This window comes from Streptomyces sp. NPDC001544, from assembly GCF_042894285.1.
In the GTDB taxonomy this organism is placed as follows: Bacteria; Actinomycetota; Actinomycetes; order Streptomycetales; family Streptomycetaceae; genus Streptomyces.
Window position 1 is genome coordinate 221,237 of the sequence record NZ_JBIAVN010000002.1, and the last position, 15,531, is coordinate 236,767.

Genomic DNA, 15,531 nt, shown 5'->3' on the forward strand with positions numbered 1-15,531 from the left:
GTGCCGGCGAGGAGATGTACGCCCTGGTGGAGCGGCTGTACCCGCTCTGCCGGAGCATCACCGGCGACGGTGTGCGCGCCACCCTGGACATCGTCGGCGAGTACGTCCCGCTGCAGGTGCACGAGGTGCCGACCGGGACGCAGGTGCTCGACTGGACGGTGCCGCAGGAGTGGAACATCCGGGACGCGTACATCGCCGACCCCGCCGGCAACCGGGTCGTCGACTTCGCCGCGTCCAGTCTGCACGTGCTCGGCTACAGCGTGCCGGTGGCGCGGACCATGCCCCTGTCCGAGCTGCGCGCGCACCTGCACACCCTGCCCGACCACCCGTCCTGGGTGCCGTACCGGACCAGCTACTACAAGCCGGACTGGGGGTTCTGCCTGGCCCAGGAGACCCTGGACGCGATGCCGGACGGCGCGTACGAGGTGCGCATCGACTCCACGCTCGCCGACGGCCATCTCACCTACGCCGAGCACGTGGTCCCCGGCCGGAGCGCCGACGAGGTGATCGTCTCCTGCCACGTCTGCCACCCGTCGCTGGCCAACGACAACATGGCCGGCGTCGCGGTCGCCACGTTCCTGGCGCGGGAGCTGGCACGGCGGACGCCGTACTACACCTACCGGTTCGTCTTCGCGCCCGGCACCATCGGTGCGATCACCTGGCTGGCCCGCAACGCGGAACGGGTCGAGCGGGTCAAGCACGGGCTGGTGCTGGCCTGCGCCGGCGACCCGGGCTCGCTCACGTACAAACAGAGCAGGCGCGGTGACGCGGAGATCGACCGGGTGCTGCGGCATGTGCTGACCGCCTCCGGGCGGCCGCACCGCATCACGGAGTTCACGCCGTACGGCTACGACGAGCGGCAGTACTGCTCGCCCGGGTTCGACCTCGGCGTCGGCTCGCTCACCCGGACCCCGTACGCGGGCTACCCCGAGTACCACACCTCGGCGGACGACCTGGACTTCGTCTCCCCGGAGGCGATGGCGGACACCCTCGCCGTCTGCCGCGAGGCGTTCGCCGTCCTGGACCGCAACCGGCGCTACCTCAACCTCAGCCCCTACGGCGAACCGCAGCTGGGCCGACGCGGGTTGTACGACGCGCTCGGCGGGCGCAGCGACACCAAGCAGGCCCAGATGGCGATGCTCTGGGTGCTCAACCTCTCCGACGGCGAGCACAGTCTGCTGGACGTCGCCGAGCGGTCCGGGCTGCCGTTCGACACCGTCGCCGACGCGGCCGGCGCCCTGCACGAGGCAGGGCTGATCAAGACATGACGTCGATGCCCGTCGAGGGGGAGAGTCCGCAGACAGTGGCGCCGGCGGCCGGATCCGCCAAGCGGGCCCTCGTCGGCCGGCTGTCCTGGGGGCTGGCCGACCAGGCGGCCTCCAGCATCAGCAATTTCGCGGTGGGCATCTACGTGGCCCGCTCGCTGGGGGTGACCGCGTTCGGCGTGTTCAGCCTGGCCTGGGTGACCTACGGCGTGGTGCTGAACGTCTCGCGCGGCCTGTCCACCGACCCGCTCGTGGTGCGCTTCAGCGGCGTGCCGGAGGCGTCCTGGCGGGGAGCGGTGGCCCGGTCGACGGGTACCGCGCTCGGCGTCGGTGCCGCCATGGGGGTGGCATCCGTGGCGGCCGGGCTGGGTATCGGCGGCCGGTTGGGGCCCGCGTTCGTCTGCCTGGGCGTCATGCTTCCGGGGCTGCTGCTGCAGGACGCCTGGCGGTTCGCGTTCTTCGCCGCGGGCAACGGGCGGAAGGCTTTCCTCAACGACATCGTGTGGTGCGTGGCGCTGGTGCCCGCCATGGTGCTGGCGGCCCACGTGGACACCGTCGCCGCCTTCGTGCTGGCCTGGGGCGCGTCCGCCGCCGTGGCCGCCGCGTACGGCTGCCTCCAGTCCGGCATCCGGCCCCGGACGGCCGGCGCGCGCGGGTGGCTCCGCGAGCAGCGCGATCTCGGCTACCGGTACCTCGTCGAGAACGTCAGCCTCAGCGGCGCGAGCCAGCTGCGGGCCTACGGGCTCGGCGCGATCGTCGGGGTCGGCGCGGTGGGTGCGGTGCGGGGCGCCGAGCTCCTGATGGGCCCGTTCCTCGCCGTACTGATGGGGCTGTCCCTGGTCACCGTCCCGGAGGCGGCACGGGTGCTGCGGCAGGCCCCGCACCGCCTCGGCCCGTTCTGCCTCCTGCTGGGCGGCGGACAGGCCGCCGGCGCGCTGGTCTGGGGCGGGACGCTGCTGCTGATGCCGGACCGGCTCGGCGCGCTCGCGCTCGGCGGTGTCTGGCACTCCGCCGCGCGGCTCATCGTGCCGATCACCCTCGGCGTGGCGGGCGCGGGCCTCGGCACCGGCGCGGCGGCCGGGCTGCGCGCGCTCGGCGCGGCCCGGCGCAGCCTGCGCTGCCAGCTGTTCGCCTCCGCCTGCTATGTCGGCGGCGGGCTCGGCGGGGCGGCCGTCGCCGGCACGGTCGGCTCGGCCTGGGGCGCCGCCGCCGCGACCGTCAGCGGCTCGGCCGTGTGGTGGCTGCAACTGCGGTCCGCCCTGCGCGAGCGGCACCACAACTCCGTTCCCGAAGTGAGGACCTCATGACCGACCGCCCCAGGCTGAGCATCGGCCTGCCCGTGTACAACGGCGAGGAGTACCTGGCCGAGTCGCTCGACGCCCTGCTCGGCCAGACCTACGAGGACTTCGAGCTGGTCGTCTCCGACAACGCCTCGACCGACGGGACCGAGGACATCTGCCGCAAGTACGCCGCGCAGGACCCGCGCATCCGGTACATCCGGCTGCCCCGGAACGTCGGTGCGACGCCGAACCACAACTACGTGTTCACCCAGTGCCGCGGCGAGCTGTTCAAGTGGGCCTCGCACGACGACCTCTACGCCCGCGATCTGCTGCGGGCTTGCGTCGAGGCGCTGGACGAGCGGCCGGACGTGATCCTCGCGCACGCCGACCAGGCGGTCATCGACGGCGACGGGCAGGTGAAGGTCCCGTACGAGTACACGCTGAACACCGGCTCACCGCACGCGCCCGAGCGCTTCCGCAGCATGCTGTTCGAGCCCGGCGGCGACGACTTCTACGGGGTGATCCGCGCCGACGCGCTGCGCCGGGTGAAGCCGATGGACAGCTACCACCACGCCGACCGCACCTTCGTCGCCGAGATCGCCCTGCACGGGCGGTTCCACCAGGTCCCGGAACTCCTGTACTTCCGCCGCGACCACCCCACCCGCGCCGAGCGGGCGAACCCGTCCAAGCGCGCCCGGTGCGTCAACCTGGACCCGCGCCGGGCGGGTCTGCTGCACCCGACGCCCCGGCTGCTCGCCGAGTACGTCTGGGGCTTCGTCTCGGCGATCCACCGGGCGCCGTTGTCCCCGGCCGATCGGCGCGAGTGCTACCGCCACCTGGCGGCGTGGATGACCAGCCGGGTCCGGCCGGGTGCCGGTGAGCGGGTCGAGGACCGCGCCCCGGTCGACCCGGCACAGCTCACCGTCCGCGTCGACGCCCTCGTCGCCGGACGTGAGGGGAGGCAGGCGTGACGGCGGCGGACAGGGCGCCGGTGCGCGTCGGGGTGTTCGGTCTGCTCGGTTCCGGCAACCTCGGCAACGACGGGTCGCTCGAGGCCGTGCTCGGATACCTCCGTGCCGAGCACCCGGACGCGGTCGTGGACGCGCTGTGCGGCGGACCCGAGGCGGTGACCGCCAGGTTCGGCATCCCCGCGACACGGCTGCACTGGAACCGCGCGGAGTACCGGACCGCCTCACGGGCGGGCGCGATCGCGTCGAAGGGACTCGGCAAACTCGTCGACGCCTTCCGTACCGCGGCCTGGGTCCGGCGGCACGACGTGGTCATCGTGCCGGGCATGGGCGTCCTGGAGGCCACACTGCCGCTGCGGCCGTGGGGTTTCCCGTACTCGCTGTTCCTGCTCTGCGCGAGTGGACGGCTGCTGGGCACCCGGGTCGCGCTGGTCAGCGTCGGCGCCGCCGAGATCGGAAGCCGCCCGACCCGGGCCCTGGTGCGCTGGTCGGCACGGCTCGCCGCGTACCGGTCGTACCGCGACGCCCAGTCCCGCGACGCGATGCGCGCGATGGGTGTGGACACCGCGCACGACGAGGTCTATCCCGACCTCGCGTTCTCCCTTCCGGCACCACGGGCGAGCGCGCCCACCGGCACGCCGGGTCCCGTCTGCCTCGGCGTCATGGACTTCCACGGAGGCAACGACGACCGCGCCCGGGCCGAGGAGATCCACCGGCGCTACCTCGACGGGACGATCACGTTCGTCCGCGCGCTCGTCGAGGAGGGCAGACCGGTCCGGCTCCTCACCGGCGACCGGTGCGATCTGTCGGTGGTCTCCGCGATCCTGGACGCCGTCGGCTCACCGCTGGTCACCGCGGCCGAACCGGCCTCCCTGGCGGACCTGATGAACGAGATGGCGGCCGCCGACACCGTGGTGGCCGTCCGCTACCACAACCTGATCTGCGCGCTGAAGACCGCAACGCCCGTGCTCGCCCTCAGCTACGCGGCGAAGAGCGACGCGCTCATGGACCGGATGGGCCTCGGCGCGTACTGCCACCCGGCACGCGAGGTCGACGCCGACCTGCTGCTCGAGCAGTTCCGGGACCTGGAGAAGCGCTCGGCGGAGGTACGGCAGACCCTCACCGAGCGGAACCGGGTCGCAGCCCTGCAACTCGCCCAGCAGTTCGCCGCCTTGACCACGATCCTGTTCCCGGCGAACACCCACGCCCACGCCCCGCGGAAGGCTTCATGAAAGCGACCGTAGTTCCCGAGATCGCCGGCGCGTACCTGTTCGAGCCGACGCCGTACGCCGACGAACGCGGCTTCTTCTGCCGCACCTTCGACGCCGACGTGGTCCGCTCGGTGGGCCTCGACCCGGACGCCTTCGTCCAGGACAGCCTGTCCCGCTCGGTCCGGGGCGTGCTGCGCGGTCTGCACCTGCGCTCCGGCGCCGGCGAGGCCAAGCTGGTGCGCTGCTCGTACGGCAGGATCTTCGACGTCGTCGTGGACCTGCGGCCGGACTCTCCGACCTACCTGGGCCGGGCCTTCTTCGAACTGTCCGACGAGACGCAGGTGGCTCTGTACATCCCGGCGGGGTGCGCCCACGGCTTCCAGGCACTGACCGAACCGGCCGACGTCTCCTACCGTATCGACCGCCCGCACGATCCGGCCGAGGACGTGACGATCGCGTTCGACGACCCCGAACTCGCCATTCCCTGGCCGCTGCCGGTCACCTCGATGTCCCAGCGGGACCGGGCGGCGCCGAGCCTCGCCGAGGTCCTGAAGCACGAAGACAGTTAGAAAGTTGAGGTCGGTGTGGACACCGCAGACACCACAGACACCGCTGACACCGCAGAGCTCCTCCTCCCCCGCTCGCGCATGGCGAACGAGCGACTGCACGCCCTGATCCCCGGGGGCGCGCACACCTACGCCAAGGGCGACGACCAGTACCCCGAGAACCTGGCGCCGGTCATCAGCCACGGCCGCGGTGCCCACGTGTGGGACATCGACGGGAACCGCTACGTCGAGTACGGCTCCGGCCTGCGGTCGGTCAGCCTCGGTCACGCCCACCCACGCGTGATCGAGGCGGTACGGCGGGAACTGGACCGCGGCAGCAACTTCGTCCGGCCGTCCGTCCTGGAGGTGGAGGCCGCGGAACGTTTTCTGGCCACGGTGCCGACCGCCGAGATGGTGAAGTTCGCGAAGAACGGCTCCGACGCCACCACCGCCGCGGTGCGCCTCGCCCGCGCCGCCACCGGACGATCGCGGGTGGCCATCTGCGCCGACCATCCGTTCTTCTCCGTCGACGACTGGTTCATCGGCACCACACCGATGTCCGCCGGCATTCCGGCGGCGACCAATGAGCTCACCGTGGCGTTCCCGTACGGGGACCTGGCCGCCACGGAGGAGCTGCTCACCCGGTACCAGGACGAGGTCGCCTGCCTGATCCTCGAACCCGCCACCCACACGGAGCCGCCGCCCGGGTACCTCGCCGGCCTGCGGGAGCTGGCCGACCGGCACGGCTGCGTCCTGGTCTTCGACGAGATGATCACCGGCTTCCGCTGGTCCGAGGCGGGCGCCCAGGGCCTGTACGGCGTGGTCCCCGACCTCTCCACGTTCGGCAAGGCGCTGGGCAACGGGTTCGCCGTCTCCGCGCTGGCCGGGCGCCGCGAGCTGATGGAGCGGGGCGGGCTGCGTCACTCCGGCGACCGGGTGTTCCTGCTGTCCACCACGCACGGTGCCGAGACGCACTCCCTGGCAGCCGCGATGGCCGTGCTCACCACCTATGTCGAAGAGGGCGTCACCGCGCGGCTGCACGCCCTCGGCGAGCGGTTGGCCGCCGGTGTCCGCGACGCCGCGGCCCACATGGGCGTCGGCGACCACGTCCTCGTCCGGGGCCGGGCCAGCAACCTGGTCTTCGCCACCCTCGACGAGAACCGGCAGCCGTCGCAGCCCTACCGCACCCTTTTCCTGCGCCGGCTCCTCGCGGGCGGGGTGCTGGCCCCGTCGTTCGTGGTGAGCAGCGCGCTCGACGACGCGGACATCGAGCAGACCGTCGAGGTGGTGGCCGAGGCGTGTGCGGTGTACCGGAAGGCACTGGAGGCCGGGGATCCCACCCCCTGGCTGGCCGGACGACCGGTGAAGCCGGTGTTCCGCCGCCTGGCGTGACGACGTGACGTGACGTCAGAGACGCTCCCGCAGACCGGCGTCGGCCGTCCGCTCGACGAGCAGGTCGGCCATCCGGTCGACGAGCCACGCGGTCGCCGGTGTCACCGCCAGCGCGGTGCACCAGCCGCCGAGGACGTCGGTCGGGTAGTGCGCGCCCAGGGCGACCTCCGCCCAGCCCATGGCGGCGCCGGCGACCAGCGCCGCGGCGAGCACGAGTGACGTCCCGGCCGCCCCGTCCAGGCCGGGCCGGCCGGTCGCGAGCAGCGCCACCACGAGGGCGAGCGCGGTGAAGAAGGCGGTGTGCCCGCTCGGGTAGGACAGGTTGCCGGGGCCGTGGATGGTGCGTCCCACCACGTGCTTCAGCAGGGTCGTCGTCCCCACGGCCACGACGGCGCCGGCGACGAAGAGCGCCGCCGCGCGGGGACGCCGCAGCAGCAGACAGCACACCACGATGGCCGCGACCAGCATCGTCGATCCGGCGGGCTCTCCCAGGGAGTCCAGGACCAGGGCGACATGCCGCCAGGTCCCCTGGACACTGTCCTGCGTCGGCAGGACGAACCACCTGTCCACCCTGCCGGGCTCGCTGTGCCCGGCGAACAGCACCCCGAGCGCACCGACCACCACCGCGGCGACGACCGCGATCGCCCCGAGCCACCCACGAAGCGACGCAGGCAGCACCGGGGGGGCCGGCCGGCCGGTCACACGCCCACCGCGTCCGGTCGACGCGCCCGCCGCACACCGTCGCAGACCATCCGGCAGATCCGATGCACCCCCACCCCGTCTCCGCCTGCCACCCTAACCAACAACGCGGTCGCGACACACCGCCGTCGGAGAGTTCTACCCGGTCCCGGTTCCGTTCCCGGTGGCGTCCGGCAGGAGGGCCCCGACGGCGCGCTCCACCGCCGCGATGCGTTCGGCGAGTGCGGCCACGTCGGGTTCCGCCCTGTTGCGCAGCAGCAGCTCGATCTGTTCGAGCCGCTCGGTGATGTCGGTGAGCCGGTCCGCGTCTGCCGTCACCGCGCGCAGCGCCAACTGGCGGTTCTTGCGGTGCAGATCGAGAAAGACGTTGACCTTGGTGCGCAGCACCCACGGGTCGATGGGCTTGGCGATGAAGTCGGCGGCTCCGATCGCGTATCCGCGGTAGGCGTAGTCCGAGCCGCTCTCCGTGCCGGTCACCAGAATGATGGGCACGTGTTTGGTCTGGTCGAGGCGCTTGATGTTGGCGGCGGTCTCGAAGCCGTCCATGCCGGGCATGCGGACGTCCAGGAGGACGACGGCGAACTCCTGGCGCAGCATCGCCTTCAGCGCCTGCTCCCCCGAGCGGGCGCGGACCAGGTGCTGGTGCAGCGGGCCGAGTACGGCCTCGAACGCGATGAGGTTCTCCTCGATGTCGTCGACGAGGAGGATGCTGCACGTGTCGGCCGGGTGGGGGCTCATGGCGCGTCCTCGGACGGTTCGCCGGCGGTGTCGTGCGCGGTCGGCTCTCCCTCGGCGGCGTCGCCGTCGTGCGCCGGTGCCGGGGAGTCGCTCTGCGGGTCGAGCAGATCGCAGATGACCGACAGCAGACGGTCGACGTTCACCGGCTTGGGCACGTAGCCGTCGGCGCCGCTGTCGATCGCCTTCTCCCGGTCTCCGGGCATCGCCTTGGCGGTGAGCGCGATGATCGGCAGATGAGCGAGACGAGGGGTGTCCCGGATGATGCGTATGGCCTCGTACCCGTCCATCTCCGGCATCATGATGTCCATCAGGACCAGGGACACGTCAGGGGACCGCTCCAGGACCTCGAGTCCCTCCCGGCCGTTCTCCGCGTACCGCACGGTGATGCCGACCCGGCCCAGCGCGTGTGTGAGGGCGAAGACGTTGCGGATGTCGTCGTCGACAATCAGGATGCGACGGCCCGCCAGGGCGCGGCCGGGACGCCCGCTGAGCCATTCCTTGAGTCGCGTCGTCTCCGGCCAGGTCTCCTCGCTGTCCTCGCCGCTCCTCACACTGTCGAGCACGTGCTCAGGTGACGCGTCCCCGGCGAGGTCCGCCGCCGGTGCCCGGGTCTCCACGGGCGGCGGGGGCGCGGCACCGGCGGTGCGCAGGTCCGCGGGGCGCTGCGCGGTGCCGGCACCGGGGTGACGCGCGGGGATGTAGAGGGTGAACCGCGAGCCCACACCCGGCTCGCTCTCGGCGACGATCTTGCCGCCGAGCATCCCGGCGATCTCCCGGCTGATGGACAGGCCGAGGCCGGTGCCGCCGTACTTGCGGTTGGTGGTGCCCTCGGACTGCTGGAACGCGTCGAAGACCATCGGAAGTTTCTCGGGGGCGATACCGATCCCCGTGTCCTTCACGGAGAACGCGATGACGGCTTCCGCGTTCTTCAGTGTCTCCTCGGCGAACCCCTTCCCCGGCACCCGGCTGACGCGCAGTTCGACGGTGCCGCTGTGGGTGAACTTCACCGCGTTGGACAGCAGGTTGCGCAGCACCTGCTGCAGGCGCTGTTCGTCGGAGTAGAGCTCGGCCGGTACCCCCTCGTCGACCGCGATCTCGAAGCCCAGACCACGGTCGATGGTGAGCGGCCGGAAGGTGGCGTGGACGTAGTCGAGCAGCTTGATCAGCGGGAGCACCCGTGGACGCACGTCCATCCGCCCGGCCTCGATCTTCGACAGGTCGAGGATGTCGCTGATCAGCTGGAGCAGGTCCGAACCCGACCGGTGGATGGTGGTCGCGAACTGCACCTCCTGTTCGCCCAGGCGCCCGTCGGGGTTGTCGGCGAGCAACCGGGCCAGGATCAGCAGTGAGTTGAGCGGGGTGCGCAGCTCGTGCGACATGTTCGCGAGGAACTCCGACTTGTACTGCGAGGCGGTCGCGAGCAGGGCGGCCTTCTCCTCCAGCTCGGCGTTGGAGCGCTGGAGTTCGTCGGACCGCTCGCGCAGCTCTGAGGTGAGCCGCTGGGACTCCGACAGCAGCGACTCCGTACGCGAGTTGGCGATGATCGTGTTGATCGAGACGCCGATCGTGTTGACGAACTGGTCGATGAAGGCCAGGTGCACATCGTTGAACTTGCTGAGCGAGGCCAGCTCGATCACTCCGAGCACCTGGTCCTCGAAGAGGATGGGCAGGATGACGATGCTGGCCGGGCGGGCGGTGCCGAGTCCCGAGTTGATGGTGATGTAGTCGGCCGGGACGTCCGTGACGATGATGCGCTTCTTCTGCTGCGCGGCCTGCGCGATCAGACCGCGGCCCAGGGTGCCGGTGCCGGGGAGCGGGCTGCCCCCGCCGGCCTGGTCGGTGCCGTATCCGGCGATGAACTGCAGCCCCTCGCCGGGCAGCGCCCCCGTCTCGGCCAGGAAGAACGCCCCGAACTGGGCGTTCACCAGGGGGGTCAGCTCGCGCAGGATCAGGTCGGCGACCTCCACCAGGTCACGGTGGCCCTGCATCAGCCCGGCCATGCGGGTGAGGTTGGACTCCAGCCAGTCCTTGGCCCGGGTGGTCTCGCGGAGGTTGGCCACCATCAGGTTGATGTTGTCCTTCAGCTCGGCGACCTCGCCCTTGGCCTCGACCGTGATGGCGCGGGACATGTCGCCCTGGGTGACCGCGTCGGCCACCTCCGCGATCGCCCGGACCTGGGTGGTGAGGTTCAGGGCCAGCTCGTTGACGTTGGTGGTCAGCCGCTTCCACGTGCCGTAGACGCCCTCGACACGGGCCTGACCGCCCAGCTGCCCCTCGCTGCCGACCTCCCGGGCGACACGGGTGACCTCGGACGAGAACGAGGAGAGCGTGTCGACCATCGTGTTGATGGTGGTCTTGAGCTCCAGGATCTCGCCACGCGCGTCCACGTCGATCTTCTTGGACAGGTCGCCCTGGGCGACGGCCGTGGCGACCTGGGCGATGTTGCGGACCTGTGAGGTCAGGTTGTCGGCCATGCCGTTGACGTTGTCGGTGAGGTCCTTCCACACCCCGGACACCCCGCGGACCTGTGCCCGGCCGCCCAGTGATCCCTCCGTGCCGACCTCGCGGGCGACCCGGGTGACCTCGTCGGCGAACGCCCGCAGCTGCTGGACCATGGTGTTCACGGTCTCCTTCAGTTGCAGGATCTCACCGCGCGCATCGACCGTGATCTTCTTCGACAGGTCACCGTTGGCGACCGACGTGGTCACCTGGGCGATGTTGCGGACCTGCGAGGTCAGGTTCGACGCCATGAAGTTGACGTTGTCCGTCAGTTCCTTCCACACGCCCGAGACGCCGCGGACCTGGGCCTGTCCGCCCAGGTTGCCCTCGGTGCCGACCTCGCGCGCGACCCGGGTGACCTCGTCGGCGAACGCCAGGAGCTGGTCGACCATCGTGTTGATGGTCGACTTGAGCTCCAGGATCTCGCCCTTCGCCTCCACCGTGATCGTCTTGCCGAGGTCGCCCTGGGCGACCGCCGTGGCGACCTGGGCGATGTTGCGGACCTGCGAGGTCAGGTTGTCCGCCATGAAGTTGACGTTCTCCGTGAGGTCCTTCCACACTCCGGACACCCCGCGGACCTGGGCCCGGCCACCGAGCCGGCCCTCGGTACCGACTTCACGGGCGACGCGGGTGACCTCGCCGGCGAACGCGGAGAGCTGGTCGACCATCGTGTTCACGGTGCTCTTGAGCTGCAGGATCTCGCCCCGGGCGTCCACCGTGATCTTCTGGCTCAGATCGCCGTTGGCGACCGCCGTGGTCACCTGGGCGATGTTGCGGACCTGCGACGTCAGGTTCGACGCCATGAAGTTGACGTTGTCGGTGAGGTCCTTCCACACCCCCGAGACGCCCGGTACCTGCGCTCGGCCGCCCAGCTGCCCCTCCGTGCCGACCTCGCGCGCGACCCGGGTGACCTCGTCCGCGAACGCGCGCAGCTGGTCGACCATCGTGTTCACGGTGAGCTTCAGCTCCAGCAGCTCGCCGGTCGCCTCCACCGTGACCTGCCGGGTCAGGTCGCCGCGCGCGACCGCCGTGGTCACCACCGCGATGTCGCGCACCTGTGCGGTGAGCCGGGAGGCCATGGTGTTGACGGCCTCGGTCACGTAGCGCCAGTCGCCGGCCAGACCGTCCACCGTGGCACGTCCGCCGAGACGGCCTTCGGTACCGACCTCCTGGGCGACGCGGGTCAGCTCGCCGGTGAACAGCGACAGACGCTCCACCATGCGGTTCACGCCGCTCCCCAAGTGGCGCAGGTCGCCGCGGAGCGGGCGTCTGCCGTCGTGCAACTCGGCGTGCTGGGTCAGATCACCGTCCGCGACGGCGTCGAGTACGCGTGTGGCGTTCATGATCGGGACGGCCAGCGCCTCCAGCAGCGTGTTGGCCGCCTCCACGCTGGTCGTCCACCCTCCCGGCCCGGGGCTCGCGGTGACCCGCTCGTCCAGCCGCCCCTGCCGGACCACTTCCCGGCGCACCCGCTCGAGTTCCGCGGCCAGGTGCGCGTTGCGCGTGATGATCCGATTGAACACGCCCGCCATCTCGGCGAGGACCCCTTCGGGCACACCTCCCATGCGCACGGTGAAGTCGCCGTCGCAGAGCGCGTTCATGGCCGCGAGCAGCGGACGCAGTTCGGCCACGCGCACCCACTCGCCGTCCTCGGCGGGGGCGGGCCGGCCTACGGCCCCGGGGCTGGTTGCCATGGTCTCCCGCTCCCGGGCCTGGGCCTCGGCGTGGGCCTCGGCCTCGGTCTCGGTCTCGGGAGCAGCGGAATCGGGCTGGTTGACAGATTCCATAGCAACACTTTTCCGGAGCAAACATACGATTACTTTCAATTTAGGCTACATTCGTCCCGTATTGTTCGGAAGCGAGCTTGCCGGGGGTCGCCCATGGGGTCGTCCCGTGAACCGCGTGGCGCCACGGCGCGGATCCGCGTACCCGCCGACGAGCTCGCGGCCTCGGCGGCACGCGAGTTCCTGCGTGTCGTGCTCACGGAGAGAGGCGCACCGCACTTCCCCGAGGTTCCGGCGATCAGCGACCGGTCCGTCGACGATGCCGTGCTCCTCGTCGGCGAACTGGTCACCGGCGCTGTCCCACACGCCGGGTTCGAGGTCGAGGTGACCTGCCGCATCGAGGACCGTTCTCCCTCTCCGACCGGTTCCGCGCGGGCCGGGGCCGGGAGCTCGGGAATCGTGGTCGAGGTGCTGGAGCACGGGACCCGTGACTCCCCCGACGGCGAGGAGTGGGAACCGAGCCATGTGCGCGGTCCCGGCAGACGACTGCTGCACAACCTGGCCGAGTCCTGGGGTGTCACCTACCGGCGCACCGGGAAGGTCACGTGGTTCCGCCTGGAGTGCGCGGTGGCGACGGCGCTCGCGACCGCCGAGCAGGGCGTCGCGGTCTCCCTCCCCCCTGCCGTCCCGCCGCCGCGCAACCGTCCGCGCCGCAGCGCCCTGTGGGCGGAGCGCGAAGGACAGTCGTTCCTCACCGAGGCCGGAGAGCTCCTCGCCGGGCAGTTGGACGAGGACATGGTCGCGGCCCTCGCCGGACAGCTCCTGGTCCCGAGGCTCGCCGACTGGTGCGGCGTATGGCTGACCACGGACAACGCCGAGATGCGGCTCTCCCATGTCTGGCACGTGGACGAGCGGCGGATCCGCGCACTGCGCCTGGCACTGCAGCAGGACCGTCCTGTCGCGGGACTGAGCACGGCAGGTGTCCCATGGCCCTGGCCCCAGTCCGGAGGCGCGGAGAACGCGGGCGGCTCGGCACTGGCGTTCTCGCTCGTCGCGGGCGGCCGGTGCCACGGCACCCTTCTGATCGGCCAGGCGGGACTGTCCCAGCTGACCGACGCCGTGGTACGACTCGCGGAGAACGTGGCCCGGCGCATGGCCCAGTCAGTGGTCACCGCCCGCCACTACGCACGGCAGGTGAGCATCAGCCGGACGCTGCAGCGCAGCCAGCTCCCCACATCCCTCGCGGCCATCCCGGGCATCGACACGGCGATCGTCTACGAACCCTGGGGCGAGGGCCAGACCGTGGGCGGCGACTTCTACGACCTGTTCCCGGCAGCGGACAGCCGGTGGTGCTTCCTGCTCGGCGACGTGAGTGGCCATGATGTGGAGGCGATGGCCGTCACCGGCCTGGCCCGGCATCTGGTACGGCTGTTGGCACGTGAGGGCCACGGCGTGGCGTCCCTGCTCACCCGGTTGAACCTCGCCCTGGCGGAGGAGGCCGCCGAGGCCATGACGCTCCGCGGCGAGCGGGAGGGCTCCCGCTTCCTGAGCCTGCTGTACGGGGAGTTGGAGCCCGACTCGGTCGCCAGCGGCGCACGGTGCACGGTGGCCAGCGCCGGGCACCCGCCGCCGTTGCGGCTGACGACGGACGGTTCCGTGACGGCTGCCGCGGACCCGCAGATGCTGCTGGGCATCGAGGAGCATGCGGAGTTCCGCGCCAACTCCTTCACCCTGGCGCCGGGTGAGACGCTGCTGTGCGTGACCGACGGCGTGACCGAACGCCGCAGGGGCACGAAGCAGTTGGACGACGACGACGGCCTGGCGAAGGTGCTGCGCACATGCGTGGGACTCGGCGCGAAGGCCGTGGCGGAATGCGTCCGGCGAGCCGTCCACGACTTCAGCACCGAGCCGCTCGAGGACGATCTGGCGGTACTCGTGCTGGAGGCGGTGCCCGTCCCACGGAGCGCGGGGCGGGCGACGACGGCCCTCCGGGGCGGCCGCAGCGGCTGACACCGACGGGCAGGTGCGAGGCGTGCCCCGACGCCGCGGGGACCTCTTTCCGCCCTTGGCGCTCACCGCGCTCGGCGTTCTGCGGGTGCGCTGACGGAGCCTTCCGTCGGTTCTACTCGGCGAACGCGTCGACGCCCGTCAGTTCCGCCGACAGCTCCCACAGCCGGGCGGCCTGCTCCGGGTCGATGGCCCACTCCTTGACACCAGCGCGTTCGCTGCCCTCCACCGCGGGCTCGGCGACGTCGCAGTCCTCCAGATAGACGCCGCCGATCCCGTCGAGCTGCGGCGAGGTCGCCGCCCACACCTGGGTGGCCGCACCCTGCTGCGGGGTCTTGAAGCCCTCGGGGTTGAGCACGTTGCCGTCCTCGTCGATCCAGCCGCGCTCGATCATCTCCTCCTTCGGCAGATGCCGTTGGAGCGGGGTGATGATGCCGCCGGGATGCAGGGCGAAGGCCCGGACGCCGGCATCGCGGCCGAGCTTGTCGAGCTGGACGGCGAACAGGACGTTGGCGGTCTTGGCCTGGCCGTAGGCCTCCCACTTGTCGTAGCCCTGCCGCCAGTGGATGTCGTCCCAGCGGATGCCGGAGAAGTGGTGGCCGCGAGAGGAGACGGAGACGACCCGGGCGCCGCCCGGCGCGATCGCGGGCCACAAGCGGTTGACAAGGGCGAAGTGACCCAGGTGATTGGTGGCGAACTGGGCCTCCCAGCCGGGCCCCACCCTGGTCTCCGGGCACGCCATGATCCCGGCGCTGTCGATCACGATGTCGATGTTCCGTCCGGAGGCGAGGAACCGCTCGGCGAAGCCGCGCACGCTCTCCAGGTCGCCGAGGTCCAGCTCGTCCAGTTCGACTCCGGAGATTCCGGCCAGTGCCTGTTCGGCCGTGCCCGGGCGGCGGGCGGGCACGACCACGTGGGCGCCGGCCGCCGCGAGCGACCGGGTGGTCTCCAGGCCGATCCCCGAGTAGCCGCCGGTGACAAGGGCGAGCTTCCCCGCCAGGTCGATGCCTTGCAGAACGTCGTCGGCGGTGCTGGTGGCGCCGAAACCGGACCCGATCTTGTGCTGTGCAGTACTCATACCCGGAACGCTACGAATTGGAGCGCACTCGAAGTCAAGAAGAACCCCTGAGCCGACGGGGCCGTTGAGCCTCACGGACCAACCGTACGCCCCCGGGACGCTGCCATAGCCTGGCTGTGTCCGCC

11 protein-coding genes are annotated in these 15,531 nt (G+C 71.3%); 7 read left to right on the forward strand and 4 right to left on the reverse strand.

The genetic code is table 11. The features are described from left to right. Positions 1 to 14 precede the first annotated feature (14 nt). From ACFY0F_RS06335 to ACFY0F_RS06360, 6 genes are read left to right on the forward strand one after another with little or no spacing between them, the layout of a single operon-like run. On the forward strand, positions 15 to 1,268 hold the full coding sequence (locus ACFY0F_RS06335; RefSeq protein ID WP_388791297.1) for a DUF4910 domain-containing protein: 1,254 nt from the start codon (positions 15 to 17) through the stop codon (positions 1,266 to 1,268). After that, positions 1,265 to 2,572, forward strand: a complete 1,308-nt coding sequence (locus ACFY0F_RS06340) for a hypothetical protein (protein ID WP_388789769.1) — start codon at positions 1,265 to 1,267, stop codon at positions 2,570 to 2,572. The genes ACFY0F_RS06335 and ACFY0F_RS06340 overlap by 4 nt, the downstream gene beginning before the upstream one ends. Continuing rightward, positions 2,569 to 3,516, forward strand: coding sequence for a glycosyltransferase family 2 protein (locus tag ACFY0F_RS06345; RefSeq protein ID WP_388789771.1), 948 nt, complete (start codon positions 2,569 to 2,571; stop codon positions 3,514 to 3,516). The genes ACFY0F_RS06340 and ACFY0F_RS06345 overlap by 4 nt, the downstream gene beginning before the upstream one ends. Next, entirely contained in the window at positions 3,513 to 4,745 is a 1,233-nt protein-coding gene (locus ACFY0F_RS06350; RefSeq protein WP_388789774.1) for a polysaccharide pyruvyl transferase family protein, read from the forward strand. Before ACFY0F_RS06345 ends, ACFY0F_RS06350 begins: the two co-directional genes overlap by 4 nt. Further along, entirely contained in the window at positions 4,742 to 5,293 is a 552-nt protein-coding gene (gene rfbC / locus ACFY0F_RS06355) for a dTDP-4-dehydrorhamnose 3,5-epimerase (RefSeq protein ID WP_388789777.1), read from the forward strand. Before ACFY0F_RS06350 ends, rfbC begins: the two co-directional genes overlap by 4 nt. 15 nt (positions 5,294 to 5,308) lie before the next feature. Beyond that, a complete protein-coding gene (locus ACFY0F_RS06360) occupies positions 5,309 to 6,661 on the forward strand; it encodes a glutamate-1-semialdehyde 2,1-aminomutase (protein ID WP_388789779.1) in 1,353 nt (450 codons plus the stop codon). A gap of 15 nt (positions 6,662 to 6,676) precedes the next feature. Here ACFY0F_RS06360 and ACFY0F_RS06365 read toward each other — a convergent pair whose 3' ends face one another. From ACFY0F_RS06365 to ACFY0F_RS06375, 3 genes are all read right to left on the reverse strand, one after another. Next, entirely contained in the window at positions 6,677 to 7,363 is a 687-nt protein-coding gene (locus ACFY0F_RS06365) for a phosphatase PAP2 family protein (protein ID WP_388789782.1), read from the reverse strand. Between the two features lie 135 nt (positions 7,364 to 7,498). Continuing rightward, positions 7,499 to 8,098: a two-component system response regulator gene (locus ACFY0F_RS06370; RefSeq protein WP_388789784.1), complete on the reverse strand. Its 600-nt coding sequence runs from the start codon at positions 8,096 to 8,098 to the stop codon at positions 7,499 to 7,501. After that, positions 8,095 to 12,291: a HAMP domain-containing protein gene (locus tag ACFY0F_RS06375; protein WP_388791299.1), complete on the reverse strand. Its 4,197-nt coding sequence runs from the start codon at positions 12,289 to 12,291 to the stop codon at positions 8,095 to 8,097. The genes ACFY0F_RS06370 and ACFY0F_RS06375 overlap by 4 nt, the downstream gene beginning before the upstream one ends. A 186-nt stretch (positions 12,292 to 12,477) precedes the next feature. Here ACFY0F_RS06375 and ACFY0F_RS06380 point away from each other — a divergent pair, with 186 nt between their 5' ends. Beyond that, entirely contained in the window at positions 12,478 to 14,331 is a 1,854-nt protein-coding gene (locus tag ACFY0F_RS06380) for a SpoIIE family protein phosphatase (protein ID WP_388789787.1), read from the forward strand. A 112-nt stretch (positions 14,332 to 14,443) separates the two neighbouring features. Here ACFY0F_RS06380 and ACFY0F_RS06385 read toward each other — a convergent pair whose 3' ends face one another. Next, positions 14,444 to 15,406, reverse strand: coding sequence for an SDR family NAD(P)-dependent oxidoreductase (locus tag ACFY0F_RS06385; protein WP_388789790.1), 963 nt, complete (start codon positions 15,404 to 15,406; stop codon positions 14,444 to 14,446). Positions 15,407 to 15,531 lie beyond the last annotated feature (125 nt).

Excerpts from the sequence above, each read along its gene's own strand:
- ACFY0F_RS06335 (WP_388791297.1), top strand. The coding sequence starts at position 15 with ATGTACGCCCTGGTGGAGCGGCTGTACCCGCTCTGCCGGAGCATCACC.
- ACFY0F_RS06340 (WP_388789769.1), top strand. The coding sequence starts at position 1,265 with ATGACGTCGATGCCCGTCGAGGGGGAGAGTCCGCAGACAGTGGCGCCG.
- ACFY0F_RS06345 (WP_388789771.1), top strand. The coding sequence starts at position 2,569 with ATGACCGACCGCCCCAGGCTGAGCATCGGCCTGCCCGTGTACAACGGC.
- rfbC (WP_388789777.1), top strand. The coding sequence starts at position 4,742 with ATGAAAGCGACCGTAGTTCCCGAGATCGCCGGCGCGTACCTGTTCGAG.
- ACFY0F_RS06370 (WP_388789784.1), bottom strand. The coding sequence starts at position 8,098 with ATGAGCCCCCACCCGGCCGACACGTGCAGCATCCTCCTCGTCGACGAC.
- ACFY0F_RS06375 (WP_388791299.1), bottom strand. The coding sequence starts at position 12,291 with ATGGCAACCAGCCCCGGGGCCGTAGGCCGGCCCGCCCCCGCCGAGGAC.
- ACFY0F_RS06380 (WP_388789787.1), top strand. The coding sequence starts at position 12,478 with ATGGGGTCGTCCCGTGAACCGCGTGGCGCCACGGCGCGGATCCGCGTA.
- ACFY0F_RS06385 (WP_388789790.1), bottom strand. The coding sequence starts at position 15,406 with ATGAGTACTGCACAGCACAAGATCGGGTCCGGTTTCGGCGCCACCAGC.